The 24710-nt window shown below is 60.4% G+C and carries 21 protein-coding genes and 2 tRNA genes; 11 read left to right on the forward strand and 12 right to left on the reverse strand.

All coding sequences use genetic code 11. From position 1 onward, the window contains the following. Positions 1-94: 94 nt before the first annotated feature. From AB1462_RS05110 to AB1462_RS05125, 4 genes are all read right to left on the reverse strand, one after another. On the reverse strand, positions 95-1381 hold the full coding sequence (locus tag AB1462_RS05110) for an AcvB/VirJ family lysyl-phosphatidylglycerol hydrolase (RefSeq protein WP_315339186.1): 1287 nt from the start codon (positions 1379-1381) through the stop codon (positions 95-97). Continuing rightward, a complete protein-coding gene (gene mprF, locus AB1462_RS05115; RefSeq protein WP_090400625.1) occupies positions 1381-4023 on the reverse strand; it encodes a bifunctional lysylphosphatidylglycerol flippase/synthetase MprF in 2643 nt (880 codons plus the stop codon). Before mprF ends, AB1462_RS05110 begins: the two co-directional genes overlap by 1 nt. A 266-nt stretch (positions 4024-4289) precedes the next feature. Further along, positions 4290-4366 (reverse strand) — tRNA-Met (locus AB1462_RS05120). 206 nt (positions 4367-4572) lie between these two features. Continuing rightward, positions 4573-4649: transfer RNA gene (locus AB1462_RS05125), tRNA-Met, on the reverse strand. A gap of 282 nt (positions 4650-4931) precedes the next feature. Here AB1462_RS05125 and dinB point away from each other — a divergent pair. After that, entirely contained in the window at positions 4932-5990 is a 1059-nt protein-coding gene (gene dinB / locus AB1462_RS05130; RefSeq protein ID WP_259191460.1) for a DNA polymerase IV, read from the forward strand. A 131-nt stretch (positions 5991-6121) separates the two neighbouring features. Here dinB and AB1462_RS05135 read toward each other — a convergent pair whose 3' ends face one another. The 4 genes from AB1462_RS05135 to AB1462_RS05150 all read right to left on the reverse strand — a co-directional run bounded on the left by AB1462_RS05135 (position 6122) and on the right by AB1462_RS05150 (position 10896). Beyond that, positions 6122-7075, reverse strand: a complete 954-nt coding sequence (locus AB1462_RS05135) for a hypothetical protein (RefSeq protein ID WP_065925011.1) — start codon at positions 7073-7075, stop codon at positions 6122-6124. A gap of 20 nt (positions 7076-7095) precedes the next feature. After that, the gene (locus AB1462_RS05140; protein WP_090400623.1) at positions 7096-8811 is read right to left on the reverse strand and encodes a proline--tRNA ligase; all 1716 of its coding nucleotides are present in this window, start codon (positions 8809-8811) and stop codon (positions 7096-7098) included. A 155-nt stretch (positions 8812-8966) separates the two neighbouring features. Continuing rightward, positions 8967-10499, reverse strand: a complete 1533-nt coding sequence (locus tag AB1462_RS05145) for an AmpG family muropeptide MFS transporter (protein WP_259191456.1) — start codon at positions 10497-10499, stop codon at positions 8967-8969. Positions 10500-10542: 43 nt separating this feature from the next. After that, complete coding sequence (locus AB1462_RS05150; protein ID WP_090400621.1) at positions 10543-10896, reverse strand: MGMT family protein; 354 nt, start codon at positions 10894-10896, stop codon at positions 10543-10545. Positions 10897-11049: 153 nt separating this feature from the next. On the opposite strand from AB1462_RS05150, the gene AB1462_RS05155 reads away from it, so the two are divergent. The 5 genes from AB1462_RS05155 to groL all read left to right on the forward strand — a co-directional run bounded on the left by AB1462_RS05155 (position 11050) and on the right by groL (position 15667). Continuing rightward, positions 11050-12057 (forward strand): DUF481 domain-containing protein, encoded by a 1008-nt coding sequence (locus tag AB1462_RS05155; RefSeq protein ID WP_259191453.1) that lies wholly within the window; start codon positions 11050-11052, stop codon positions 12055-12057. A 94-nt stretch (positions 12058-12151) separates the two neighbouring features. Next, positions 12152-12883: a HugZ family protein gene (locus AB1462_RS05160; RefSeq protein ID WP_259191451.1), complete on the forward strand. Its 732-nt coding sequence runs from the start codon at positions 12152-12154 to the stop codon at positions 12881-12883. 66 nt (positions 12884-12949) lie between these two features. Further along, entirely contained in the window at positions 12950-13426 is a 477-nt protein-coding gene (locus AB1462_RS05165; RefSeq protein WP_024077215.1) for an FxsA family protein, read from the forward strand. Positions 13427-13673: 247 nt separating this feature from the next. Then, a complete protein-coding gene (gene groES / locus AB1462_RS05170; protein WP_003175874.1) occupies positions 13674-13970 on the forward strand; it encodes a co-chaperone GroES in 297 nt (98 codons plus the stop codon). A 50-nt stretch (positions 13971-14020) separates the two neighbouring features. Continuing rightward, a complete protein-coding gene (groL, locus tag AB1462_RS05175) occupies positions 14021-15667 on the forward strand; it encodes a chaperonin GroEL (RefSeq protein ID WP_090400617.1) in 1647 nt (548 codons plus the stop codon). A gap of 78 nt (positions 15668-15745) precedes the next feature. Here the strand turns inward: groL and AB1462_RS05180 are convergent, their stop codons facing one another. Both AB1462_RS05180 and AB1462_RS05185 read right to left on the reverse strand, forming a co-directional pair. Next, complete coding sequence (locus tag AB1462_RS05180) at positions 15746-16465, reverse strand: phosphatase PAP2 family protein (RefSeq protein WP_367246298.1); 720 nt, start codon at positions 16463-16465, stop codon at positions 15746-15748. Between the two features lie 51 nt (positions 16466-16516). Next, positions 16517-18466: an LTA synthase family protein gene (locus AB1462_RS05185; RefSeq protein WP_259191448.1), complete on the reverse strand. Its 1950-nt coding sequence runs from the start codon at positions 18464-18466 to the stop codon at positions 16517-16519. A 201-nt stretch (positions 18467-18667) separates the two neighbouring features. Here AB1462_RS05185 and colR point away from each other — a divergent pair, with 201 nt between their 5' ends. The 5 genes from colR (at position 18668) to AB1462_RS05210 (ending at position 22438) form a co-directional block, all read left to right on the forward strand. Beyond that, complete coding sequence (gene colR / locus AB1462_RS05190) at positions 18668-19351, forward strand: two-component system response regulator ColR (protein ID WP_027605482.1); 684 nt, start codon at positions 18668-18670, stop codon at positions 19349-19351. After that, positions 19341-20621 (forward strand): HAMP domain-containing sensor histidine kinase, encoded by a 1281-nt coding sequence (locus tag AB1462_RS05195; protein WP_315336316.1) that lies wholly within the window; start codon positions 19341-19343, stop codon positions 20619-20621. The genes colR and AB1462_RS05195 overlap by 11 nt, the downstream gene beginning before the upstream one ends. A 188-nt stretch (positions 20622-20809) precedes the next feature. Continuing rightward, positions 20810-21490, forward strand: a complete 681-nt coding sequence (locus AB1462_RS05200) for a class I SAM-dependent methyltransferase (RefSeq protein ID WP_090400613.1) — start codon at positions 20810-20812, stop codon at positions 21488-21490. Positions 21491-21494: 4 nt separating this feature from the next. Beyond that, complete coding sequence (locus AB1462_RS05205; protein WP_090400612.1) at positions 21495-22214, forward strand: lipopolysaccharide kinase InaA family protein; 720 nt, start codon at positions 21495-21497, stop codon at positions 22212-22214. Next, complete coding sequence (locus AB1462_RS05210; protein WP_090400611.1) at positions 22211-22438, forward strand: hypothetical protein; 228 nt, start codon at positions 22211-22213, stop codon at positions 22436-22438. Before AB1462_RS05205 ends, AB1462_RS05210 begins: the two co-directional genes overlap by 4 nt. A gap of 93 nt (positions 22439-22531) precedes the next feature. Here the strand turns inward: AB1462_RS05210 and AB1462_RS05215 are convergent, their stop codons facing one another. Both AB1462_RS05215 and AB1462_RS05220 read right to left on the reverse strand, forming a co-directional pair. Continuing rightward, positions 22532-23629: a DUF1513 domain-containing protein gene (locus tag AB1462_RS05215; protein ID WP_259191499.1), complete on the reverse strand. Its 1098-nt coding sequence runs from the start codon at positions 23627-23629 to the stop codon at positions 22532-22534. Between the two features lie 2 nt (positions 23630-23631). Continuing rightward, entirely contained in the window at positions 23632-24696 is a 1065-nt protein-coding gene (locus AB1462_RS05220; protein WP_090400609.1) for an imelysin family protein, read from the reverse strand. Between the last annotated feature and the right edge of the window lie 14 nt (positions 24697-24710).

Genomic DNA, 24710 nt, shown 5'->3' on the forward strand with positions numbered 1-24710 from the left:
CCGATAGCGGTGTTTCAGTCAGCTTACCTCTAGCTGACCCACCGTCATCGGGGGCAAGCCCCCTCCCACATTTTTTATCGCCTACAGCCTGAGATTACTCGGCTTTGTCCTTGGCCTGGTGCTTGACGATGATATCCACCAACCGCTTGGCCAGTGCCGGATAGTTCTCATCGAAGTGATGCCCGCCCGGCAGCTTCACAGCCTCGCCCACGGCGGTCTTGTCGGTGCAGCCACTCTCGTCGACTTCTTCGGCACCGTAGATGCACACCACCTTGTCAGCCGGCAGCTTGGCCATTTCCGGGCCGGTCGCGGCTTCTTTGCCGGCGTTGCCCAGCCAGCCTTCCACTTCGATTTCAAAGCTGCCGGTGCGGGCGAATGCCAGCAGGATGATGACGTCTACCCGCTGCTGTTCGTTTTCCGGCAGGCGGTTGTAGATCGCCGGCAGTACGTCGGCGCCGAACGAGTAGCCGGTCAGTACAAAGCGCTTGGTGCCCCACTTCTGCCGGTAGTGCTGCATCAGCTCGGAGAGGTCCTTGGCGCTTTGTTCCGGGGTCTTGTGCTGCCAGTAGTAGCGCAGGGTGTCGATGCCGACCACCGGGTAGCCGATCTTGGCCATCTCGCCGGCCACATCGCGGTCCAGGTCACGCCAGCCGCCGTCACCGGAGAGGAACAGGGTCACGGTGTCCTTGGCCTGGCCAGCCGGTACTTCCACTACGGGAATCGCCAGGCCGCCGTTGTCCGAACCCACCAGTTGCTTGCGCAGTTCGTTGTTCAGTACTTGCGGGTAGTGAATATCGTAGTCGCTGATGCTGGTGGTGGCGCGCGGAGTGTCACGTACGAAACTGGCGCTTTCATCGTCAGGGTTGTCGTTCCAGGCCACCAGCCAGTTACCGTGCGCGGCGGTTTTCGGCAGTGGGTCCTTGCAACCTTCCTGCACCAGCGCGAAGCCGACGGAGATGGCGTTGGCCTTGTCGTCGTTCTGTGTGGCCAGCCAGCGCCAGGCGAGGGCGGCGCCAGGGCCGATGCCGCTGACCAGGGTCGCGGGCCCTTTGAGCTGGCCCAGGGCGCTTTGCAGCGCTTGTTCCTGCAGCTTGCAGTCATCCTTTGGCAGGATCACCTGGACGATCTGCGCCTTGCCGCCTTGGCTCAGGGTAATCAGCTGGCTATCCGTCAGGGTTTCGTCAGCCATCACCGCTACCGCGACGCGGGCTTTCGGGGTGCCGGCCGGGGTCACGCGGGTCATCACCGAGCCGTCGGCCTGGGGCAGTTGCTCCAGGGTCGGCTGCGGGGCAGGGCGGTTCCAGAACCAAAAGCCGCCGCCCAGGACCAGGGCGAGCAGCACTACAAAGGCCAATACATACCGCCAGGAGCGTCGAATCATCAGCGTTTCACCAATCCAGTCAAGCCGCCCGCGATCAGGGCGGCGGTATCGGCCAGTGCCACCAGCGGGTCAAGTCCCGCGGGCACAGCCATGTAACGGGGTTCCCAGTCAGGCTGGAACTTGTCTTTGAAGCGGCGCAAGCCTTGGAAGTTATACAGTTGCTCGCCGCGACGGAACACCATCGAGCCCAGGCGCTGGGTCAGTGGTGCGCCGCGTCGCGGTTGCAGGCCCGACAACGGCACCATGCCGAGGCTGAAACGGGCGTAGCCGTGACTCTTATAATGTTGAATCAGGCCGACCATCATGAATTCCATGGTCAACTTGGGCGCATCCGGGTGGGCGCGCATCAGGTCGAGACTGGCCAGGTCGTGGTTGTAGGTCTCGAGCAGGTTGGCGAAGGCCACCGGGCGCCCTTCGAAGCGAATGATCGCGATGCGAAAGTGCTTGAGGTAGTCGTCGCTGAAGCGTCCGAGGGAAAAGCCTTTTTCCCGCACATTCTTACCGGTCAGCCAGGCGTCCGAGATGACTTTTAATTCATCCATCGGCGCCGTGCCCGGTTCAAAGATCTCCAGGGACAGGCCGTCGCGGGTGCCACGGTTCCAGGTGTAGCGCAGGTCCTTCATCTCTTTGCCCTTGGCTTCCAGGTCAAAGCGTTTGAGGTCGACGCGGGCCTCTTCGCCCAGTTTGATCGCGGTGAGACCGATGTCCATGTAATAGGGCAGGTTCTCGGCGCGTACCTGATAGAACACGGGGCGCGCATGATGGATGTCGCACAGGTCGCGGAACTGCCAGATCATTTCGGCACGGGGCTGGGTCGGGCCGATCGGGTCATACAAGGCCACCAGGCTACGCCCGCGACGGGCGTACATCAGGAACGCTTCGTCATTCGGGTGGAACAGCAGCGCCTTGTCGCCGGTCAGCGCCAGGCCGCCGTCGGGTTGCGACGACGCCATCAGGATCTTGGTGGCGCGTTCCAGCTCATCAGGTGTCGGCAGGTGGATCACCGGGCGTGCGGTGCGCAGCAACCAGGTCAGCGAGACGATAACCAGCAGCACCGCGGCGCCCAACAGCGAGCGCAGGCCGCGTGGGGCGTTGGCGTCGAGGGTGAACTGCCACCATAGTTGATGGCTGTACGGTACATCTTGATACGCGAACAGCAGCAGCCAGATAGAAGCCCCCAGCACACAGACACTGGCGACCAGATACAGCGGTGAAAAAGGCAGCTCGGTCAGGCGGCTGGCGCGATAGAACGAGCGGCGGAAGATCGCCAGCAGTATTGCCGTCATGGTCATCAGACTGGCTTCTTCCCAGTCGAAACCCTTGAGCAGCGAGAGGAGGGCGCCCGCCAGCAGCAGCACCATGGTCAACATCCAGGCCGCCGACAAGCGTCGACGCAGGCCCTGGGCCAGTAACAGGCACAGCACGCCGATCAGGCTGGCACCAAAGTGCGAGGCGTCAATCAGGCGGTGGGGAATCAGGAAGCCGATGTTTTCCAGGCGTGAGTCGATTTCCGGCGTGGCGCCGGAAAACAGCAGGACCACGCCGGACAAAAAAACCAGTACGGCCAGCACCGGTGCGGCCAAACCCGAGGCTACCCGCAGGCTTTGCTGAGTCTGGAACAGGCGCTGGGCTTCGTTGACCAGCAGGAATACGCAGGCGATCAGCAGCGGCAGGACCACGTAGATCATGCGGTACAGCAACAGGGCGGCGGCCAATGGCGCGGCCCCGAGCTTGTCGGCGAATGCGGCGAGCAGGATGGCTTCGAAAACGCCTACGCCACCTGGCACATGGCTGAGTACACCCGCGGCCAGCGCCAGCAGATACACCAGCAGGAACGGGCCGAAAGGCGGTGCTTCCGGCAGCAGCATATAAAGGACGGTAGCGGCAGCGGCAACGTCCAGTGCGGTGATGATCAGTTGCAGGAGCGTCAGGCGGCGGCCAGGCAGGCGCAGGGTTCGACGGCCAGCTTTTACCAGCAGGTTGTCCGGGTACGGTTGTTCCGGCAGGCGGCGGCGATAGATGCCGATGCACAACACGGCCGACAGCAACAGCACCGCGCCGGCCACACCGCCGAGCACGCTTTGCGGTAAATGCAGGTAGGTCGACGCCGCCGGCAAGTTGCTCAGCGTGGCCAATGCAGCCAGCGGGGGCAGGGCGCAGCCCAGTGCCAGGCTGGCGAACACGGTCATGTGGGCGACTTCCGAAGCCCCGATGCCATGGCGTGCATATAAACGGTAGCGCACCGAGCCGCCCGAGAGCATCGACAAGCCAATGGCATTGCCGATCGCAAAGGCAGTAAAACCGCCAAGGGCCAAGGTCTTGGCCGGTAGATTCACCCCGGCATAGCGTGCGCCGGAAAACTCATAGCCCAACAGAATCACAAACCCGGCGACGGCGGCGGCGAATGCGCCGAGCAACGCGGGCTTGGGCACTTCCAGGATCGAATCGTGGAGGGCGTAGAGGTCCAGTTCCAGCAACAGGTGTCGGCAGGCGATCAGGGCGATAGCGAACAACAACAAGGTCACGGCCAGCCCGATGGGTTGCCGGTATTTGCTCAACAGATCCAGCCAGCGCAAGCGGGTGGGAGCGATAGGTTGTTCTGCTGTGACGGTGTCTTGTGGTTCAGACGAGTTGGCGCGCATCAATCACCTCGTGGATTGTGCGCGACAGGATGGGGGTATCCAGCCAAGTTACCAATCCCTATGGACAAAATAATTACAAATATTAACGCGGATCACCGGGGGCGGCGACTGCGGCCATTGGTCGTAGAGGCGTAAGCGTAGCTTGCAATGAGATGGACTCTACAAACCGTGTACGGTTTCATGAAAGATGCCATGCCATTGTTTCAGAAGAACTTTTTCATCGGATACAAAAAAGGCCACTCTTTCGAGTAGCCTTTTTTGATGTTTGGTTGCGGGAGCCGGATTTGAACCGACGACCTTCGGGTTATGAGCCCGACGAGCTACCAGACTGCTCCATCCCGCGTCTGTGGGCGGCATTCTACAGCCAAGCGGCGAGGTGTCAACCGTTAATGAGCCGATGGGTCAAATAAGTGCGAAATGAGCGGTGAAGGTCGGCTACGGAAGGTAAGTGCGCGATGGGTAAAGATTTTTTGTCTTACAATTTTCGCACAAGCACAAAACAGGCACGCACAAAAAAGGCCACTCTTTCGAGTAGCCTTTTTTGATGTTTGGTTGCGGGAGCCGGATTTGAACCGACGACCTTCGGGTTATGAGCCCGACGAGCTACCAGACTGCTCCATCCCGCGTCTGTGTGTCGGCATTCTACAGAGGATGCCGACTGTGTCAACCCGTGAATCGAAGAAAAGCGCTTGTGGTTCAATCGGTTAGCTCTCCAAACAGAGCCATTTTGGCCGTGCGGGCCAGTCGGGCCAAGGGTTTCAGCTCTATTGAGATGCTAATTTCGATTGAGAAAATAAATTCATCTGGGAAATCTCCTACCGCTCAGGCGGAAGATTCAAACTACTGGTGCTATATACAGGGGTGGATGCGATACTGCCCACCCGTTGGATTACACCCCTCTTCTATCTATGACGCAGCGCAAAATCATCCACGTTGACTGTGATTGCTTCTACGCCGCCATTGAGATGCGCGATGACCCGAGCCTGGCGCAAAAGCCCCTGGCGGTGGGTGGATCGGCAGATCGAAGGGGCGTGATCGCTACGTGCAACTACGAAGCGCGCGCGTATGGGGTGCGTTCAGCCATGTCATCGCGCCATGCCCTCAAGCTCTGCCCGGACCTGACCATCGTCAAACCGCGCATGGATGCTTATAAGGAAGCGTCGAAGGAAATCCAGACGATCTTTCGCGATTACACCGACCTGATCGAGCCTCTGTCGCTGGACGAGGCCTACCTGGATGTCTCCGACAGCCCGCACTTTGGCGGCAGCGCCACACGCATCGCACAAGACATTCGCCGCCGGGTCTCCAACCAATTGCACATCACCGTGTCTGCCGGTGTGGCGCCGAACAAGTTCTTGGCCAAGATCGCCAGCGATTGGAAAAAACCCAATGGCCTGTTCGTCATCACCCCGGATCAGGTCGAGGACTTTGTCTCCCAATTGCGCGTGAGCAAGTTGCACGGCGTGGGCAAGGTGACCGCAGACAAGCTGGCGCGCCTGGGCATCGAAGACTGCCTGCAATTGCGCGAATGGAACAAGCTGGCGCTGGTGCGTGAATTCGGCAGCTTTGGCGAGCGGCTCTGGAGCCTGGCCCGTGGGATAGATGACCGTGTGGTGCAGAATGACAACCGGCGGCAGTCCATCAGTGTGGAAAATACCTACGATGTGGATTTGCCGGATCTCTCAAGCTGCCTGGCGAAACTTCCAGAGTTGATGGAAACCCTGGCCGGGCGAATGGCGCGTATCGACAGCAGCTATAAGGCGGGCAAGCCGTTCGTTAAGGTGAAGTTTCATGACTTTACCCAGACGACGTTGGAACAGGCGGGAGCGGCGCGGGATCTGGAGAGTTATCAACAGCTGATGACCCAGGCGTTTAATCGTGGTGGGAAACCGGTGCGATTGTTGGGTATTGGCGTGCGGTTGCTGGACTTGAGCACCGGCAATGAACAGTTGGAGTTCTCCTGGTAGAAATCGGGAGCAAAAAATGTGGGAGGGGGCTTGCCCCCGATTGCGGCGGGTCAGCTATATATAAGCTTGCTGATCCACTGCTATCGGGGGCAAGCCCCCTCCCACATTTGGATCTTCACATGGCTTGAAGCTCAGCGTGCGCCGGGATCCGCCACCAACCGCCCCGCATCCTTGGTCAGCGCTTGCAGGAACTCCTGCTGCAACTCGGGATCATTGCGGGTCAGTTCGATCAGGCTTTGTTCCAGTTCGCTGGCTTCTTCTTCCAGGCCCAGCTCCGACAGGCGCTTGACCCGGTGCACCCACTGGCTGACTTCATCGTCTTCCAGGTCGTCGTAGATCAGGCCATGGGCTTCCAGCAACTTGCCGCGCAGGGTGCTGCTGATCGCCAGGGTCGAGTCCGAGTGCACGTCGTCCTGGCCATCTTCCACGCTGATCTTCAAGGTTGTGACGCGGTTCAGGTCCTGCTCGGCAAACGGGCTGTCCAACAGGTTCAGGCGCAGGACGCCGTTGCGGTCGGTGGTCAGCTCATGGGTCTGTTTGCCGGCGGTGACCTGGACCGGGCGTTCGCTCCAGGGCAGGCTCGAATACTCCACGCGCTTGTCGCGCTGGACTTCATCGATACCTGCCAGGTTCTGTTGCGCACGGCCATGGGACTGCACGTTCATGAACGGGTTGAGACCGTCCACGCCGTAGGTCAGCCAGTCGTGGGTCATGCTGGTGGGCAGGTTGCCGAGGGCGAAGATGTTCGCCACATTGGCGCCCGCACCCGCTACCAAGGCAACTGCACCCAGGGGCATCTCATAGAGTTTGCGCCAGGGCTGGTAAGGGGTGTAGCGGTCGTAACGACGGGTGACTTCGAATTCGGTGACCTCGAAGGTCTTCTGCTCGTGAATACGAACCCGGCGTTGCGGCAGTTCCAGCACTTTGGGTTCGCCTACATCGATCTGCAGGCTGTGGTCGAGCAACTTACGCTCGACCCGCTCCTCGTGCTCACTGCGTTGCGACATCTGATTGGCGCAGCCGCTGACCAGCAGGGCGCCGCACAAGGCGGCGCCCCCCAGGGCTCTGGTGTTTCGCTTGAACATGACTTCTCTTGATCTGGTTTTCAGCGACGAATACGCGCCTGGAGGAAAGACAGCACGTCAGCCACCGGCAACGGTTGGGCTTCGGCTTCGGTCCGGCTCTTGTATTCCAGATTGCCATCGGCCAGGCCGCGGTCACTGACCACGATCCGGTGCGGGATGCCAATCAGCTCCATGTCGGCGAACTTGATGCCCGGGCTGGTTTTCTTGTCCCGGTCATCCAGCAGCACTTCAAAACCGGCAGCCGTGAGTTCGGCATACAGTTTGTCGGTGGCTTCGCGTACTTGCTCGGTTTCGTAACGCAGCGGTACCAGGGCCACCTGGAACGGCGCCAGGGCGTCACTCCAGATAATGCCTTTCTCGTCGTTGTTCTGCTCGATGGCAGCGGCAACCACACGCGATACGCCAATGCCGTAGCAACCCATGTCCAGGGTGATCGGCTTGCCGTTCTCGCCCAGCACTTCGCACTTCATCGCCTTGCTGTACTTGTTGCCCAGCTGGAAGATGTGCCCGACTTCGATGCCGCGCTTGATTTCCAGGGTGCCCTTGCCATCCGGGCTTGGGTCCCCGGCCACCACGTTGCGCAGGTCGGCAACGGTCGGAACCGGCAGGTCACGCTCCCAGTTCACGCCGAAGTAGTGCTTGTCGTCGATGTTCGCGCCGATACCGAAGTCGCTCATCAGTTCGACCGAACGGTCGATGATGATCGGCAGCGGCAGGTTCAGCGGGCCGAGGGACCCGGCACCGGCGCCAATGGCGTCGCGCAGTTCGGCATCGCTGGCCATGACCAGCGGGCTGGCCACGCCAGGTTGCTGGGCAGCCTTGATTTCGTTGAGTTCGTGGTCGCCACGGATCACCAGGGCGATCAGCTTGCCTTCTTCTTCGGCGTGCACGATCAGGGTCTTGATGGTCTTTTCAATCGGCAGATTGAATTTCTCCACCAACGCCGCGATGGTCTTGGTCTCTGGCGTATCCACCAGGCGCAGCTCTTCAGCCGGGGCTGGACGGGACGTTTCCCGTGGCACGGCTTCGGCTTTCTCGATGTTCGCCGCGTAGTCGGAACCGTTGCTGAACACGATGTCGTCTTCGCCGGACTCGGCCAGCACGTGGAATTCGTGGGAGCCGGCACCGCCGATGGAGCCGTTGTCCGCTTCAACCGGGCGGAACTTCAGGCCCAGGCGTGTGAACACGTTGCAGTAGGCCTGGTGCATGCGGTCGTAGGTGGCCTGCAGCGATGCCTGGTCAGCGTGGAACGAATAGGCGTCCTTCATGATGAATTCGCGGCCGCGCATCAAGCCGAAGCGTGGGCGGATTTCATCACGGAATTTGGTCTGGATCTGATACAGGTTGAGGGGCAGCTGTTTATAGCTGCTCAACTCGTTGCGCATCAGGTCGGTGATCACTTCTTCGTGGGTCGGGCCGGCGCAGAAGTCGCGGCCATGACGGTCCTTGAAGCGCAGCAACTCAGGGCCGTACTCTTCCCAGCGTCCGGATTCCTGCCACAGCTCGGCCGGTTGGGTGCTCGGCATCAACACTTCGAGAGAGCCGGCAGCGTTCATTTCTTCGCGAACGATGGCTTCGACCTTGCGCATCACCTTCAAGCCCATGGGCAGCCAGGTGTACAGGCCGGAGGCCAGTTTGCGGATCATGCCGGCGCGCAGCATCAGCTGGTGGCTGATCACGACCGCATCGGAAGGCGTTTCTTTCTGTGTGGCGAGCAAATATTGACTGGTACGCATGGTAGGCCGTTGTCGGTTGCTTGGACTTGAAATGACTTGGGATTGTACGGGCGCAAACTGCCGCCGTACAGGCATCAGAATGTAGGGCTGTTTGTAGGAGCAGAGCTTGCTCGCGATGGGGGCGTCGCGGTCTGGCTTTTAAAGGGCCCCCAAAATCAGTCCTCTGCCGGCGGATTCAGCCGAATCCGCCGATTCTCCTGATACCAGTGCAACGCAATCAGCAGCAGTGTCGGCACGCCCAGCATGCAGGTGATCAGGAAGAAGTTGTGATAGCCGAACTTCTCCACCATTACCCCTGAATACCCACCGATCAGGCGCGGTAGCAGCAGCATGATCGAGCTGAGCAGCGCATATTGAGTCGCGGAAAACTTGAGGTTGGTCAGGCTCGACAGGTAGGCCACGAACGCCGAGGTGGCCAGGCCCGAGCTGAAGTTATCCAGGGAGATGGTGAAGATCAGCATCTGCAGGTCGGGGCCCATGTCGGCGAGCATCACGAACAGCAGGTTGGTGCCGGCCGACGCGATACCGCCGATAAACAGGATCGGCAGGATGCCGAAGCGCACGATCAGCAGGCCACCCATGCCGGCGCCGAGCAGGGTCATGATCAGGCCGAAAATCTTGCTGACCCCGGCAATCTGGTCCTTGGTAAAGCCCTGGTCGATATAGAACACGTTGGCCATCACGCCCATCACCGTGTCGGACATGCGATAGGTGGCGATCAGCCCCAGCAGCAGCAATGCCTGCCAGCGGTAGCGCAGGATAAAGTCGTTGACCGGCGTGAGCACCGGCGCCAGGCCCCGGCGCCCCATGGCCGACAGGCAAATCGCGGTGAGGGTGATATACAGAATGGCGCGCAGGAAGGCGCGGTCCTCCATCAGCAGGTCCCACAGGCTGACACCTTGAAACAGCACGCTGGCGAAGTCGGTGTTGTACAGCTGGGTAAACATGGCGGGCACCGACACCAGCAACACGATCAGCACAAACACCGACACCAGTTGATGCACGAAGCTGTAGCGCCCGGCTTGCAACTGGGTGCGCAGTGGCACATTGGGTTCGCGCATGAACAAGGTGGTCAGCAGCGCCGGGATCATCAGCACGCCGAACAACACATAGGTGCCGGTCCAGGCCGAGTGCTTATAGTTGAAGCCAGTGGAGCCGAAGCCTTCGGCAAAGAACAGCGCACCGGCCGTGGCCAGCAGGGCGGCGATGCGATAGCCGGACATATAGCTGGCGGCGAGGGCGGCCTGGCGGCTGTCGTCGGCGATTTCCAGGCGGTAGGCGTCGACCGCGATGTCCTGGGTGGCGGAAGCGAAGGCGACCACGACGGCAATGGCGATCAACCAGGACAGGTGTTTCTGCGGGTCGCAGAAACCCATGCCGATCAATCCGAGGATCACCAGCGACTGTGCAAGCACAAGCCAGGAGCGACGACGTCCGAGTTTACCGAGCAGCGGCAGGCGCCATTGGTCAAGCAGTGGCGACCAGACCCATTTGAAGGCATACGCCAAACCGATCAGGCTCGCATAGCCGATGGTCTCGCGGGCCACACCGGCCTCACGCAACCACACCGAAAGCGTCGAGAACACCAACATGTAAGGCAAGCCGGCGGCAAAGCCGAGCAACAACAGCACTAACGTCGAGGGGCTGGCATAGGCGGCGAGCGCGGCGCGCCAGGTTTTACGGGGCATGGGCTGGAGTCTGCCTCAGATTCACGGAAACAAAGCGCGCACTCTAACCGCTGTGCTCTACCGGGCGCCAGCCATGGCGCTGAATATCCACGCGATTGTTGCGCACCGTGACGCCCTCGTCGCGCAAGCGCGCGCGTTGCTCGTCGCCTGAGGCGCTGCCCACCGGCAGACTTATCCGACCACCGGCACCCAGCACGCGATGCCAGGGCAATGTGGTGCCCTCGGGAAGTTGACTCAAGGTGCGTCCCACCCAGCGCGCCGCGCGTCCCAGTCCGGCCAGTTGCGCCAGTTCGCCGTAACTCACCACGCAACCTGGTGGGACTTGCGCCAGTGTCAGGTACAGCGCGGTGCGGCGCATCTCGGCGGGGCTTTGTGGCGCATCGGCAGGTTGATTCACTGTGGGCCTATCCGTTGGGATTGTCGGTCTTTTGTAAGAAACGTCTGTAAGTATGCTGATGAGAATTGAACTCAACACAAATCCTTGAGTCAGTCCTAGCTATCTAACACGATAATCGCCCCTTTTCGCCAACCTCGAGCTCCCTATCCGCTTATGTTGTCCAGAACCCTGCTGTGCCTCGCTGTTTTCAGTGCATCCACGCCCCTGCTGGCCGATACCGTCTGGTTAAAGAACGGTGACCGCCTGACCGGCAAGATCAAGGTCTTCGACGGTGGCAAGCTACTGATCCAGACCGACTACGCCGGCGCCATTCCGGTGGACTGGAAGCAGGTGAAAACCCTCGAGAGCGACCAGGAACTGCTGGTCAAGCAGGATGCCTATACCGGCGAGAAGGCCAAGTCCCTGCAGGCGGCGGACGATGGCAAAGTGGTGCTGGCCAATGGCGAGGCGCCCAAGACGGTCGAGCTGGCAAGTATCCAGCAGATCATCAAGCCCAAGCCGGTGATCGAAGACCTGGTGTGGAAGGGCAATGTCGATATGGCGCTGGACTACAAGCGCGCCGAAAAAGACACCAACGACTACGACATCGACTTCAAGACCACCGCGCGTCATGGCCAGTGGCGTCACACGGGGGAGGGCGAATACAACCGCGAGTTCCAGGACGACGTCACCACCACCGACAACTGGGCCCTGGAATACGACCTGGACCGCTTCATCACCGAACACTGGTTCTGGCAGGGCCGTCTGACCTATAAGCGCGACAAGGTCGAAGACTTGGCGCGCCAGCGCACCGTGGGTACCGGCCCGGGCTACCAGTTCTGGGACGACGAGCTGGGCGCATTCTCCCTTGGCTCGCTGGTCAACCGCACCGATTACGAATACGCCGATGGCGGAAAGGACAACTTCTATTCCCTGGCCATGAAGTGGAACTACAACCGCTACCTGGTGGGCAAGACCGTTGAGTTCTTCACCAATGGCGAGGTGGGCAAACCTATCGGTGGCCCGGCGGAGTACTCCCTGGATGCGGAAATGGGCCTGCGCTACAAAGTGACCGAGTGGGCGTCGCTCAACCTCAAGGCCGAGCGCGACGTGATCAGCGGCGATTCGGAAAGCAGTTTGAGCAAGACCCGCTATACCGCAGGCTTCGGCGTTGCCTGGTAATAGAGCCGCTGGCAACCGGCGCGTATATTGATTACCTTGTGTTGAGATCCATTCCCATACGCTATGGGCGGCTGAATACCCGAGGAGTTATACGTTGAGCGCGCAGGTTGCCAAGAACGCCCGAGAGCTGTTGCTCAAGGAATACCGTGGGGCTCTCTCCACACTGTCCAAGGCCATGCCCGGCTTTCCGTTCGGCTCGGTCGTGCCGTATTGCCTGGACGAGCAGGGTCGCCCGCTGCTCCTGATCAGCCGCATTGCCCAGCACACTCATAACCTGCAAAAAGACCCCAAGTGCTCGCTGCTGGTCGGCGAGCGCGAAGCCGATGACGTGCAGGCCGTGGGGCGCCTGACCTACCTGGCCGAGGCCGAGAAACTTGAGGAGGCGACCGCCATCGAAGTCGCGGCCGAGCGCTATTACCGCTACTTCCCCGATTCGGCCAACTATCACAAGGCGCACGATTTCGACTTCTGGGTGCTCAAGCCGGTACGCCACCGTTATATCGGCGGGTTTGGCGCGATTCACTGGATCGACCAATTGACCCTGGCCAACCCCTTCGCGGGCAAGGCCGAGCGCAGCATGATCGAGCACATGAACAGCGATCACACCAAGGCCATTGCCCATTACGTCGAGTTGGCCGGCTTGCCTGCTTTCGAGCCCGCGCAATTGGCCGGCATCGACAGCGAAGGCATGCACCTGCGCATCGGCCAAGCCCTGCACTGGCTGCCGTTTGCGGAGTCTTGCAACACGCCGACACAAGTACGCGAGGCCCTGGTTTCATTGGCCCACGCCGCTGTCTGGCCGAAAAAAGCCGCTGCTGAAGCTTGAATTCACGAAACGGCGACGTCATCTAAGGTGGACTGGCAAGGCATTCTTGCGTTGAGGAACCATTTGATGCGCCCTTTTTTATTGCTCTTTCTGCTGTTCCCGGTGTTGGAGCTGTTCGTATTCGTTCAAGTCAGCGGTGCGATCGGGTTCTTCCCGGCGCTGTTGCTGATCATTCTCGGCTCGATGCTCGGCGTTCTGGTGCTGCGCGTCGCCGGCCTGGCCACGGCGCTGCGTGCCCGTGAAAGCCTGAATCGTGGCGAACTGCCAGCCCAGACCATGTTGGAAGGGCTGATGATGGCGTTGGCGGGTGGCCTGTTGATCCTGCCGGGCTTTATAAGCGACGTGGTCGGCCTGGTGATGCTGCTGCCGTTCACCCGCAAGCTGTTGGCGGGCAAGATGCGCCAGCGCGCCGAAGAAGCCGCGATTCGCCAACGTGCGTTCGCCGACGACCTGCAACCCCGTGGCGGCCCGGCTCCGCGCCAGCCGTTGGGGCGAGAAGGCGATGTGATCGAAGGCGAGTTCGAACACCGCGACAGCAAATAACCGTTTCACTGGCACGGCACCTTTTGGGTGCCGTGCTGCTTTTATAGGCCGACCGACGCAAAAAAATTCATCCTCGGCCCCTTGTAATAAGCTTATGCGCCCTTATGTAACGGTCACCGCAAGGTTTCTGGTGGCAACACCAGACAGACTTCCGCGTTTCGCCCAGCGAACCGCGACCGGCACCGCCGGATTAAACCTGCCGGTACTGACACCGGCCGATGAAAAACACAATTAGGAGAGATCGACAATGAGCAAGCTTCGTCCTCTGCACGACCGCGTCGTAATCCGTCGCAGCGAAGAAGAAAAGAAAACCGCTGGCGGTATCGTTCTGCCAGGTTCGGCTGCTGAAAAAGCCAACCACGGTGTGATCGTCGCTGCAGGCCCAGGCAAGACTCTGGAAAACGGTGACGTACGTGCGCTGGCCGTTAAAGTCGGTGACAAGGTTGTATTTGGCCCTTACTCCGGCAGCAACACTGTGAAAGTCGACGGCGAAGACCTGCTGGTTATGGCTGAGAACGAGATTCTCGCTGTTCTGGAAGACTGATTTCCCCGCTCATTTTCCCGTTACTACAAAGTATTTAAGGAATATCGATCATGGCTGCTAAAGAAGTTAAATTCGGCGATTCCGCCCGTAAAAAAATGCTCACCGGTGTCAACATCCTGGCTGACGCAGTAAAAGCGACCCTGGGCCCGAAAGGCCGTAACGTGATCATCGAGAAGAGCTTCGGCGCTCCGACCATCACCAAGGACGGCGTTTCCGTCGCCAAAGAAATCGAACTGGAAGACCGTTTCGAAAACATGGGCGCGCAGCTGGTCAAAGACGTTGCCTCCCGTGCCAACGATGACGCAGGCGACGGTACTACCACCGCCACCGTTCTGGCTCAGGCCATTGTCAACGAAGGCTACAAGGCCGTTGCTGCCGGCATGAACCCGATGGACCTCAAGCGCGGCATCGACAAGGCGACCATCGCCATCGTTGCTGAGCTGAAAAACCTGTCCAAGCCTTGCGCTGACACCAAGGCAATCGCTCAGGTAGGCACCATCTCCGCCAACTCCGACAGCTCCATCGGCGACATCATTGCCGAAGCCATGGAAAAAGTCGGTAAAGAAGGCGTGATCACCGTTGAAGAAGGCACTGGCCTGGAAAACGAACTGTCGGTTGTTGAAGGCATGCAGTTCGACCGTGGCTACCTGTCCCCGTACTTCGTCAACAAGCCGGAAACCATGGTTGCCGAGCTGGACAACCCGCTGATCCTGCTGGTCGACAAAAAGATCTCCAACATCCGCGAAATGCTGCCAGTGCTGGAAGCCGTTGCCAAAGCCGGCCGTCCACTGCTGATCGTTTCCGAAGACGTTGAAGGCGAAGCCCTGGCGACCCTGGTTGTGAACAACATGCGTGGCATCGTTAAAGTCGCAGCCGTCAAGGCTCCAGGCTTCGGCGACCGTCGCAAGGCCATGCTGCAGGACATCGCAGTCCTGACCGGCGGTACCGTAATCTCCGAAGAGATCGGCCTGAGCCTGGAAAGCGCCACCCTGGAAAACCTGGGTAGCGCCAAGCGCGTGACCATCTCCAAGGAAAACACCATCATCGTTGACGGTGCTGGCGTTGAAGGCGACATCCAATCGCGCATCACTCAGATCCGTGCCCAGGTTGCCGAGACTTCCTCGGACTACGACCGTGAGAAACTGCAAGAGCGTCTGGCCAAGCTGTCCGGCGGCGTTGCAGTGATCAAGGTTGGCGCTGGTTCCGAAGTTGAAATGAAAGAGAAGAAAGCCCGCGTTGAAGACGCCCTGCACGCAACCCGCGCAGCCGTCGAAGAAGGCGTGGTACCTGGCGGTGGCGTTGCGCTGATCCGTGCCCTGGAAGCGCTGACCAACCTGACCGGCGACAACGCCGACCAGAACGTCGGTATCGCTGTGCTGCGTCGTGCCGTTGAAGCACCGCTGCGCCAGATCGCTGCCAACTCCGGCGACGAGCCAAGCGTTGTGGTCAACGAAGTCAAGAACGGCAAAGGTAACTACGGTTACAACGCTGCGACTGGCGTCTACGGCGACATGATCGAAATGGGCATCCTGGACCCTACCAAGGTGACTCGTTCCGCGCTGCAAGCAGCATCCTCCATCGGCGGCCTGATCCTGACCACCGAAGCTGCGATCGCTGATGCACCGAAGAAAGAAGGCTCGGCTGGCGGCGGTATGCCAGACATGGGCGGCATGGGTGGCATGGGCGGCATGATGTAAGCCAGCTTTACCCTTGTACTGAAAAAGCCCCGCCTGCAGTGATGCAGGCGGGGCTTTTTTTTGGGCGGTGACTTGGGGTCAGGTGGGCGTTGCGTGTTTGGATGGCCGGTAAAGCAACAGGCAATACAGCCCCAGGCAGATCAGCCAGCAGAAAATTGCCGTCCACACGTTATGGGAAAAGAAGTGCGCACCTTGCATCATACGGCTCACTGAAAAGACGCTGCCCAGGCCGACGGCAAAGATGAATGCGTAGCGCGCCATGCGCGGCTGTCGGTCACGCAGTGCAAAAAACAGGGCGAACAAGGCGAACCCGGTGGCGGCATGACCGCCAGGCCAGCAGCGCCCGGGTTTATCGGTGGGTGGGCGAGGGCTCAGCAGTTTGCTGTAGGTTTCCTGGCCGCCGAACTCCTGGACGCTCCAGGGGCACTGGACGCCGGTGATGGTTTTCAGCGGAGAGACAAACGCGGTCGCCAGTCCCAGTGAGAGCACCAGGCAGCCCAGTTCACGACGATAGGGTTTGAGCCGTCGGAGGATAAACGTGCCGGCAAATCCCAGGATCGCCAAGACCGAGAACAGGATGACCAACTGTTTGGCGCGGTCATGCAGGATGTCTTCGAGGAAGAAACTGTAGCGCCCGATGAAACCACCCTCCGCGCCGTTGTAGAACAGCTTGGCGAGGTCCATGTCCAGCGAGGTCAGCTCCAGCAACAGCAATACGAGCGCAGCGCCGCCGGGGAGGCCCAGGCAGAGCCATAAGTTGAGAAGTTTGGAGACGGGTACGGCGGGGGTGGTGCTCATGGTGAACCCTGGTGGAAAACGTCCCGTACTGACCTGCACGGGACGTTTTGGTTAGCGCATGCTCAGTGCCGGGGCCTCTTCCTTGGGTGCTCTCCAGCTCAGCAACTGTTGTTTGAAGTCATAACTGGCGGCCTGGTAGTAGGTGATCGCCCGCTGGATCAACGGGTCATCGCTGCCGACCCGCAACTCCTGGCTCTCACCCAGGGCCTGGTCGTGGCGGCGCAGGCCCAGGCGTGGGCTGAGAATGGCCAGGTCCTTGCCGTCGAACAACCCCAGGTGCTGGTAGTTGCCGACCACGACCCGAGGTGGCAGTGGGTTTTCCAGCAGCAGGTTGCGGCCAAAGAAGGTGGATTCGTAGCTAAGGTTGAGCAGGCCCAGCAGCGTGGGCGCCAGGTCGATCTGGCTGGCCAGTTGCGCGCTTTCCCGTGGGTCGATCAGCTTGGGTGCATAGATGAACAGCGGGATCTGATAGTTGGTAATAGGCAGGTCTTCTTTACCTGCGCTGCCGGCGGTGTGGTCGGCGACGAAGATGAAGATCGTGTTATCGAACCACGGTTTTTGACGGGCGGCGTCCAGGAATTGGCCGATGGCGTGGTCGGTGTATTTCACCGCGCCGTCGCGGCCATTCCCGGATTTGATGTCAATACGCCCATCCGGGTAGGTGTAGGGGCGGTGGTTGGAGGTGGTCATCAGTTGCAGCAAAAACGGCTGCTGCCTGGCGTAGTCGGTGTCGGCCAGTTTCAGGGTTTGGTTGTACAGGTCCTCGTCAGCCATGCCCCAGGCGTTCTTGAACGAGATTTGCGACTCGGGCACGCTGCTCTGGTCCACGACGCGATAACCGTTGCCGCTGAAAAACGCGTTCATGTTATCGAAGTAGCCGCGCCCGCCGTACACGAACACGCTGTCGTAACCGACGGCCGTGAGTTGTTGGCCCAGGCTGGCGAAGCCGCTTTCACGACCAATGCGCTTGACGATCGAGCGTCCAGGCGTAGGGGGGATCGCCAGGGTGATCGCCTCCAGGCCACGGTCGGTGCGGGTGCCGGTGGCATAGAAATTATTGAAATACAGGCTCTGTTTACGCAGCGCATCCAGATTAGGCGTGAGGTTGCGCTCGTCGCCGTTGCTGCCCATGTACTTGGCGCTGAAACTTTCGATGGTCACCAGCACGATATTGGGTTTGCGCGGCGTGCCCGGATTGGTGATGGCACGACGAATATCCAGCGGGTCCTGGCCGATAAAGCGGGCGTTGGGTTCACTGAGCTCTGCACGCAGTTGCTTGGCGACAACGTCGGTCGGCAAGCTTTTGTAGAACTGTGGGTAATCCAGCTCGTTGTTACGGAATGCGGCGAAAAACTGATACGGACCATTGCTGGCCAGTTCGTTCTTGTAGGCATTGCCGCCCTGGGCGCGCGGGCTGTCCTGACTGATCAGTTGCAGGCTGAGGCCGGCAACGACCAACAGGGCCAAGGCATTCACCAAGCGGCCGCGCATTGCCGGCAGTGGGGCGCTCATCGCCGCATTGAACGGTTTGCGCAAGGCCAGGCTCAAGACAATCGCCAGCATGGCGAGCAGGCTCAGCAGTTTGCCGATCGGGTAGGACTCGAGCAGGTTGTTCAACACCTCATCGGAGTACACCAGGTAATCGACGGCAATGAAGTTGAAGCGCACGCCGAACTCATCCCAGAACAGCCACTCGGCCACCGAGGTAAACAGCATGGCGAACAGGCTGACGGTGAGCACCGCCTGCAGGAACCAGCGGTGGCCGCGACGGCGCCACAGCGCGGGTGGGCACAACAGCAAGTACAGGCCCAGTGGCAGTGCCGCATAGGCGAGGAAACCCAGGTCGTACAGCAGGCCCACACTAAACACCGGCAGCAGGTTGCCGCCGACTTCATCCAAATGAGTGATGAGCAGCACGCTGCGAGTGAGCAGGAAAATAACCAGCCAGGCACCGGTTACCAACAGCAAATAGCGCATTGGCGCCGTCTTGAGAAACCCCATGTCCATGTTCCTTATATCAATGGGGGGCGATCTTCTGCCTGACACTGTAGTCAGTTTGTGAAGCTATAGTGAAAAACTCGTTGGTAAACTGAATCGGTTGAAAACCTTTATCGGCACGCCTTTCAGCTCTATCCCTGAGCCACACTTGGCCTTAAGCTGCGCGAGCCAACACGGCCGTTACCGCGTACGGAGACACTGCCCATGCGAATTCTATTGGTTGAAGACAACCGCGATATTCTGGCCAACCTGGCCGACTACCTGGGGCTAAAAGGCTACACCGTGGACTGTGCGCAGGACGGTTTGTCGGGCCTGCACCTGGCCGCGACCGAGCATTACGACTTGATCGTGCTCGACATCATGCTGCCTGGCATCGATGGCTACACCTTGTGCAAACGCCTGCGTGAAGACGCCCGCCGCGACACACCGGTGATCATGCTCACCGCCCGCGACCAGTTGGATGACCGGCTGCAGGGCTTCAAGTCCGGCGCCGATGATTATTTGCTCAAACCGTTTGCCCTGTCGGAATTGGCCGCGCGCATCGAAGCCGTGCTGCGCCGTGCCCAAGGAGGCGGTCGCCGCGCCCTGCAAGTGGCCGATCTGAATTACGACCTCGATACCCTGGAAGTTACTCGCGAAGGGCGCCTGCTCAAACTCAACCCGGTCGGCCTGAAGCTGCTCGCGGTCTTGATGCAGAAAAGCCCCCACGTACTGCGTCGCGAAGTGCTCGAAGAAGCGCTGTGGGGCGATGATTGCCCGGACAGCGACAGCCTGCGCAGCCACGTGCACCAGTTGCGCCAAGTGATCGATAAGCCGTTCGCCAAGCCGTTGCTGCAAACGGTGCATGGTGTGGGTTACCGCCTGGCCGAGGGCCGTGATGGAGTTTAAGCAAAGCCTTGCCCAGCGGATCATCATTGCCTTTGCCTTGATGAGTGCGTTGGTGGCGGGGGCCTTCGCCATGGGCATCGTCGCGACCGTGCACCTGGTGGAAGAGAAGTTGATTTCGGCAGGCTTGGGCGGTGACTTGCAGCGCCTGCTGTTGATGGACACCGTCGAGGACTGGCGGCACCGGCCCGAGCCCGACCAGCTGTTTTACTTCAGCGGTGGCCCCGGCGATTTTGAATTGCCCAAGGACCTGCGACATCTGGAACCAGGGTTTCATGAGGTGTTTCGCGAGGCGCTGTCGTACCACGCCATGGTCGAAGTGGTCGACGGTCGGCGCTATGTGCTGCTGCAGGATCAAAGCGATTTCGAAGAGCGTGAGCGCGTGCTGTTTGCCGTGGTGCTGGTGGGCTTCGTGCTCAGCCTCGCGCTGGCGGTGTTCCTCGGCTGGGTGCTGGCCCGCAAAGTGATGGCGCCGGTGGTGCGTCTGGCCCGCCAGGTGCGGCACCGCGACCAATTGCTTGGCCTGGCACCGCCCCTGGCACCGGACTACGCGGCCGACGAAGTCGGGGAGCTGGCCGTGGCCTTCGACGCCACGCTGGGGCGCCTGCGTCAGGCGCTATCCCGCGAGCAGTTGTTTACCAGCGATGTCAGCCACGAACTGCGCACGCCCTTGATGGTGCTGGCCAGCTCGTGCGAATTGCTGCTGGAAAACCCCGCCATCGATCAGCGTGGGCGCAACCAGGTCGAGCGAATTGCCCGTGCCTGTGAAGAAATGCGTGAACTGGTCCAGACCTTCCTGATGCTCGCTCGTGCGCAACATGACGACGGCAGCATGTCGCCCAAGGCCAACCTGTCGCAGGTGGCTGATGATCTGCTCGGCATCTGGCGCGAGCCCATCGAGCACAAGGGCCTGGAGTTGATCTACCAGCCGGGCAACCCCTTGGATACCCGCTACAACGCGACCTTCCTGCATGCCGTGATGGGCAACCTGTTGCGAAATGCCCTGCACTACACCGAGCGCGGCTTTATCCGGCTGACCCTCGAACCGACCGGATTTGTGGTGGAAGACAGCGGCGTCGGCATTCCCGAAGACAAGCGTGAAGCGATGTTCGAGCCGTTCGTACGCGGCAGTGAGAAGCGCGGTGAGGGCCTGGGGTTGGGTTTGTCTCTGGTCCAGCGCATCTGCGAGAACCAGGGCTGGAGCGTTACCCTCAGCACCATGGAGCCCAATGGCTGTCGCTTTCATGTCCAGTTGAGTCAGGTCAACGCCTGACCATTCCCCCTGCCGCTATCCTGCCAGAGATCCCCGTAATTCGGCGAAGATGGCCCCATGATATTGCTTGTGTCTGTAAAGTTTTGAAATGTATGAGAGTGGACAGGACAAGTTTTTCACAAAGGGTTGACCTGTTGATCACAGGTCGCTGCTTAAGGTCGTAGGCATCAGCAACAGGAGATCCGTTGATGCCTACCCCGATCAAGCTCGAATTTTCCGACAAGTACGACGATCAGCACGCCCAAGAATATTTGCTCAAGCATCAGGACAATCTGGCTCGCCGGTTGTCCCACAAACGCGACGAGCAACTGGCCCGTGGCGCGCTGGCAATGGCCGGCGAGCCTGGCCTGGTGCTGGACCTGCCGTGCGGCGCCGGGCGTTTCTGGCCGCTGCTGGCGGAAAAGCCCAACCGTGTGATCATCGGCGCCGACAATTCGGCATCCATGTTGAAGGTAGCGACGGTCGCCCAACCCGCGGATGTGGTGAAACGGGTACGGCCCTTGCAGACGTCTGCCTTTGATATTGATTTGCCGGATAACTCGGTCGACAGCATTTTCTGTATGCGCCTGCTCCACCACATTGGTGACCCGGCGCACCGGCTGGCGATTTTGCGCGAGTTTCAGCGGGTTACCCGTGACAGCGTGATCATTTCGCTGTGGGTCGATGGCAATTTCAAAGCCTGGAAACGCAAGCGTCTCGAAGGAAAGCGTCGCAAGAAAGGTGAGCAGGAAGGTTACCAAAACAGATTTGTGTTACCGGCTGCTACTGTTGAAGCAGAGTTCGAGCAAGCCGGTTTCCGTGTTCAGGATTCCCTGGACTTCATTCCGCTCTACGCCATGTGGCGTGTGTATGTATTGCGCAAGAGGTAACAGGATGGCAGTTGAGTGCGTAGCAGGCAGTCACGTAGCTCCCGAAGAACGCTTCGATTATTTCTGGCGTCAGCAAGGCGAATGGGTCGAAGAGCCCAATCGCCGGCGTGGCGGTGAGAGTGGTGTACAGCGTGTAATGACTGCCAATGGCCGTTTGCTCTACAGCAAGCGCCAGACGGGCCATATCTACCGCAGTTGGCTGCACCCGTTTGGACGCCCCACCGTGCTGCGCGAGCGTGATGCCCTCAGGGGCTTGCGGGGGTTGGATGTACGTGTCCCCGAAATGGTCTTTTGTGAGGCGCGTCGTGACCCCGAGCACCACTGGAAGGCACTGCTGGTTACCGCTGCCCTCGACGGCTTCGACGAAATTGAAAACTGGTACGCCGCCGGTGCCCGCGAACAGTACGGCGAGCGTGTGCATGAGCGCTTGCTCAAAGAGTTGGCCACCACCCTGGCCCGTATGCACAAAGGACGCTGGCAGCACGGTTGCCTTTACATCAAGCATATTTTCGTGCGGGTGACGGGCGAGGGCGACGCGGCCCAGGTGGAAGTGGCGTTGCTGGATTTTGAGAAGTGCCGCCAGCGCTTGACGGCTTATCGTGCGGCTTCCCATGACATGTTGCAGCTGCGTCGCCATTCGTCGTGGAATAGCACCGACTGGGAAAAACTCAGCTACTTTTACGAGACGGCGTTTGGCAGCGCTATCAAGGGTTTAACCAAATGAAGTTAGAAATAGCACGAGGTTTGTTCCTGATCGGGGCCCTGGGCATTGCAGCCCTGGCCCTGGCAGCATGGGAGCAACCTCGCACACAAGTGCTCAGCGCGGTGCCAGGTGGCGCGCAATGCCTGCTGCCGCGCGTCGCCAAGGCGAGCACGGCGGCCAAGCCTGATCATGAGCTGTTGCTGTTCATGTTTGGGATGTCTCAAGGGATGAGGCCGCAGAGTTGAAACGATTCAAACCCCCGAAAAAGGGCCTTGCGATGCGAGGCCCTTTTTTTTGCCTTTCAAACCTTATCCGCAACGCGTCTGACGCAGTTCAGTTCAGATCAGATGCAGATGGTTATCCCAAAGCCCCGCCGGTAATTCCAACGGTTTGGCGACCAGCTGTTTCTGGCGGCAATCGTAGTAGCGGCAACGGCCCTGGCCCGAGGTGACGACAAACCCGTCTGCCACCGCACCGACGCCTGCGCAATCGGGCAACGGTCCATCCAGGCGCAGCTCAGCGGTGTCCATGTCCCAGATAAAGAAGCGGTTGCCACGCGGTGCGGTCAACGCCACCAGGCGCAATTCGCTGTGCACTGCGACGCTGGCGGTGTAATGCCCCATGGCCTGCAACTGCTCATCGGCCGCTGGGAAGGCCACGAACGGCTGGCCCGGACGCTTGATCGCGAGCAACTCGGAACGCTCCTGGGAAGGCCCCATGAACTGCTGGCCGGTCAGAATGGTGCCATCGCTGGCGATGCCCATGTGGCGCACGCTGTTCATTTGCTGGCCGAGGGTTTCCTTGCTGATCAGGGTGCCATCGCGCTGCATCAGCACCAGGCTCGGTTCCATGGCGTTGAGGTTCATCTCCACGCGGCTTTCGGCTTCGGTGCGAATGCCGCCATTGGCCACCACCAGGGTTTCGCCGTCGGGCATCCACGACACCTGGTGCGGTCCGATGCCATGGGTGGAAATCTCGCCGCTGTGCACCAGCCGCTCGCCTTCAAACTTATACACACCGAGCAGGCCACGGCCGGGGTCGGACGTGTCGTTCTCGGTGGCGTACAGCCAATCGCCGCTCTTGTGGATGACCGCATGGCCATAGAAGTGGCGGTTGGCGTTCGAGGTGATGGTTTGCAGCAGGCTGCCATCGCGCAGGTCGATCAGGTAGCTCTCGGTGCCCGGCCGGCGGGCAACGAACAGCGCAATCGGCAGCGTCGGGTGGTTGATGATGTCGTGGCAGCGCTGGCCGACCTGGGTGGCAAACACCTGCTTGCCGTCCAAGTGAAAGCCTACGGCGTAGTGCTTGCCGTCTGCATCATCGCGCGCCGACAGCAGCAGCGGGCGCTTGTCTTTCCCTTTGAACAGCGTCCAGCCACCCAACGTGAGTGCGCTGAGCAGCACGCTGCCGATGGCCAAAGCCTGTCGCCTGAGCATCATCAGTCACCGTCGTTGGCATTGAAGCCCAGTTGGATCCCCAGCGCCTTGGCCAGCTCGCCTTCGTGCAGGCGGTGGACGACGTTGAGGCTGTCGTAAATGTCGTTGAGCTGCTGGCGCCCGGCGTCATCGTTCAACAGTTCGTTGAGGGTGCGCTGGTTGCTGGCGAACAGTTTCAGCGAGGCGGCATAGGCCGCGTCGATCTTGTCGGCCAATGGCTTTTGATCCGCCGGCAGCAAACCACGCAGGCCCTTGTTGTCGACGCCGACCCACACGGTCTGGGCGGCGGCGAGGCTGGCCTCCAGGCTTTGCAGGGACGACTGGCTGCGCCATGCATCGGCCTGGAACGGCTGCGGGATGCCCTTGGTCTGGCGGCCCATGGGCGTGCCGAGTTTTTTCTTCAGGGTGTCCAGTGCGGTCACTTGTACGCGCAGCAGGTCGGCGATGGCTTCGTGGGAATCGGCGTAGCGCTGGTTCGGAAACTTGCTCATCTGCGCGAGCATGCCGTCGGTGCTGTTCCAACTGGCCAGGATCTCTTCGGCCAGGGCTTTCTGGCGATCACCGATGGCTACCAGCAGCGGGCAGTAGCGGGCTTTCTGCGCATCGTCGGCGATGTCGGTCTTGGCGTCATAGAGAATGTATTCGTAGGCCGACAGGCCCTGAACCACCACGCTGGACTTGGCCAGTGCGGCGCCGTCGATCTGCGGCTGGGCGGCGACCAATTGCTCGACCTGGCGGCCCACGAGGTTCTTCTTGTCCGGCCAGAACTGCACCTGCCACGAGCGGTTGCCCTCGGCCAGCGGGCCGATCAGCAGCGGCTGCAACTCGGCCCAGGCTTTTTGCGCGTGGAGGAAGTCGGCGCGGGCGGTGTCCAGGCTTTCCTTGCCCTGGCAGTAGGCGAGGGCGCTGACGGCCAACTGGCGGTCGGCTTCGACCCAACGGCTGTAGGTCGGCAGGATCACCTGCTTGGCGATCGCCGCCGAGGTCACGGCTTGCGGGTCTTGGGGCGAGCAGGCACCCAGGGCGAGGGCGGCCAGGCTGGTGAACAACAACTTGGGACGGAACATGTCGAGCTCCCTTC

Origin of the sequence: Pseudomonas sp. SB113, assembly GCF_040754745.1 — a bacterium.
Classification (GTDB): domain Bacteria; phylum Pseudomonadota; class Gammaproteobacteria; order Pseudomonadales; family Pseudomonadaceae; genus Aquipseudomonas; species Aquipseudomonas grimontii.

Coding starts and splice junctions, on each gene's coding strand:
- AB1462_RS05195 (WP_315336316.1), top strand. CDS start 19,341: ATGGAGTTTAAGCAAAGCCTTGCCCAGCGGATCATCATTGCCTTTGCC.
- AB1462_RS05185 (WP_259191448.1), bottom strand. CDS start 18,466: ATGGGGTTTCTCAAGACGGCGCCAATGCGCTATTTGCTGTTGGTAACC.
- AB1462_RS05180 (WP_367246298.1), bottom strand. CDS start 16,465: ATGAGCACCACCCCCGCCGTACCCGTCTCCAAACTTCTCAACTTATGG.
- mprF (WP_090400625.1), bottom strand. CDS start 4,023: ATGCGCGCCAACTCGTCTGAACCACAAGACACCGTCACAGCAGAACAA.
- AB1462_RS05145 (WP_259191456.1), bottom strand. CDS start 10,499: ATGCCCCGTAAAACCTGGCGCGCCGCGCTCGCCGCCTATGCCAGCCCC.
- groL (WP_090400617.1), top strand. CDS start 14,021: ATGGCTGCTAAAGAAGTTAAATTCGGCGATTCCGCCCGTAAAAAAATG.
- colR (WP_027605482.1), top strand. CDS start 18,668: ATGCGAATTCTATTGGTTGAAGACAACCGCGATATTCTGGCCAACCTG.
- dinB (WP_259191460.1), top strand. CDS start 4,932: ATGACGCAGCGCAAAATCATCCACGTTGACTGTGATTGCTTCTACGCC.
- AB1462_RS05210 (WP_090400611.1), top strand. CDS start 22,211: ATGAAGTTAGAAATAGCACGAGGTTTGTTCCTGATCGGGGCCCTGGGC.
- AB1462_RS05110 (WP_315339186.1), bottom strand. CDS start 1,381: ATGATTCGACGCTCCTGGCGGTATGTATTGGCCTTTGTAGTGCTGCTC.
- AB1462_RS05165 (WP_024077215.1), top strand. CDS start 12,950: ATGCGCCCTTTTTTATTGCTCTTTCTGCTGTTCCCGGTGTTGGAGCTG.
- AB1462_RS05135 (WP_065925011.1), bottom strand. CDS start 7,075: ATGTTCAAGCGAAACACCAGAGCCCTGGGGGGCGCCGCCTTGTGCGGC.
- AB1462_RS05140 (WP_090400623.1), bottom strand. CDS start 8,811: ATGCGTACCAGTCAATATTTGCTCGCCACACAGAAAGAAACGCCTTCC.
- groES (WP_003175874.1), top strand. CDS start 13,674: ATGAGCAAGCTTCGTCCTCTGCACGACCGCGTCGTAATCCGTCGCAGC.
- AB1462_RS05215 (WP_259191499.1), bottom strand. CDS start 23,629: ATGCTCAGGCGACAGGCTTTGGCCATCGGCAGCGTGCTGCTCAGCGCA.
- AB1462_RS05200 (WP_090400613.1), top strand. CDS start 20,810: ATGCCTACCCCGATCAAGCTCGAATTTTCCGACAAGTACGACGATCAG.
- AB1462_RS05220 (WP_090400609.1), bottom strand. CDS start 24,696: ATGTTCCGTCCCAAGTTGTTGTTCACCAGCCTGGCCGCCCTCGCCCTG.
- AB1462_RS05205 (WP_090400612.1), top strand. CDS start 21,495: ATGGCAGTTGAGTGCGTAGCAGGCAGTCACGTAGCTCCCGAAGAACGC.
- AB1462_RS05155 (WP_259191453.1), top strand. CDS start 11,050: ATGTTGTCCAGAACCCTGCTGTGCCTCGCTGTTTTCAGTGCATCCACG.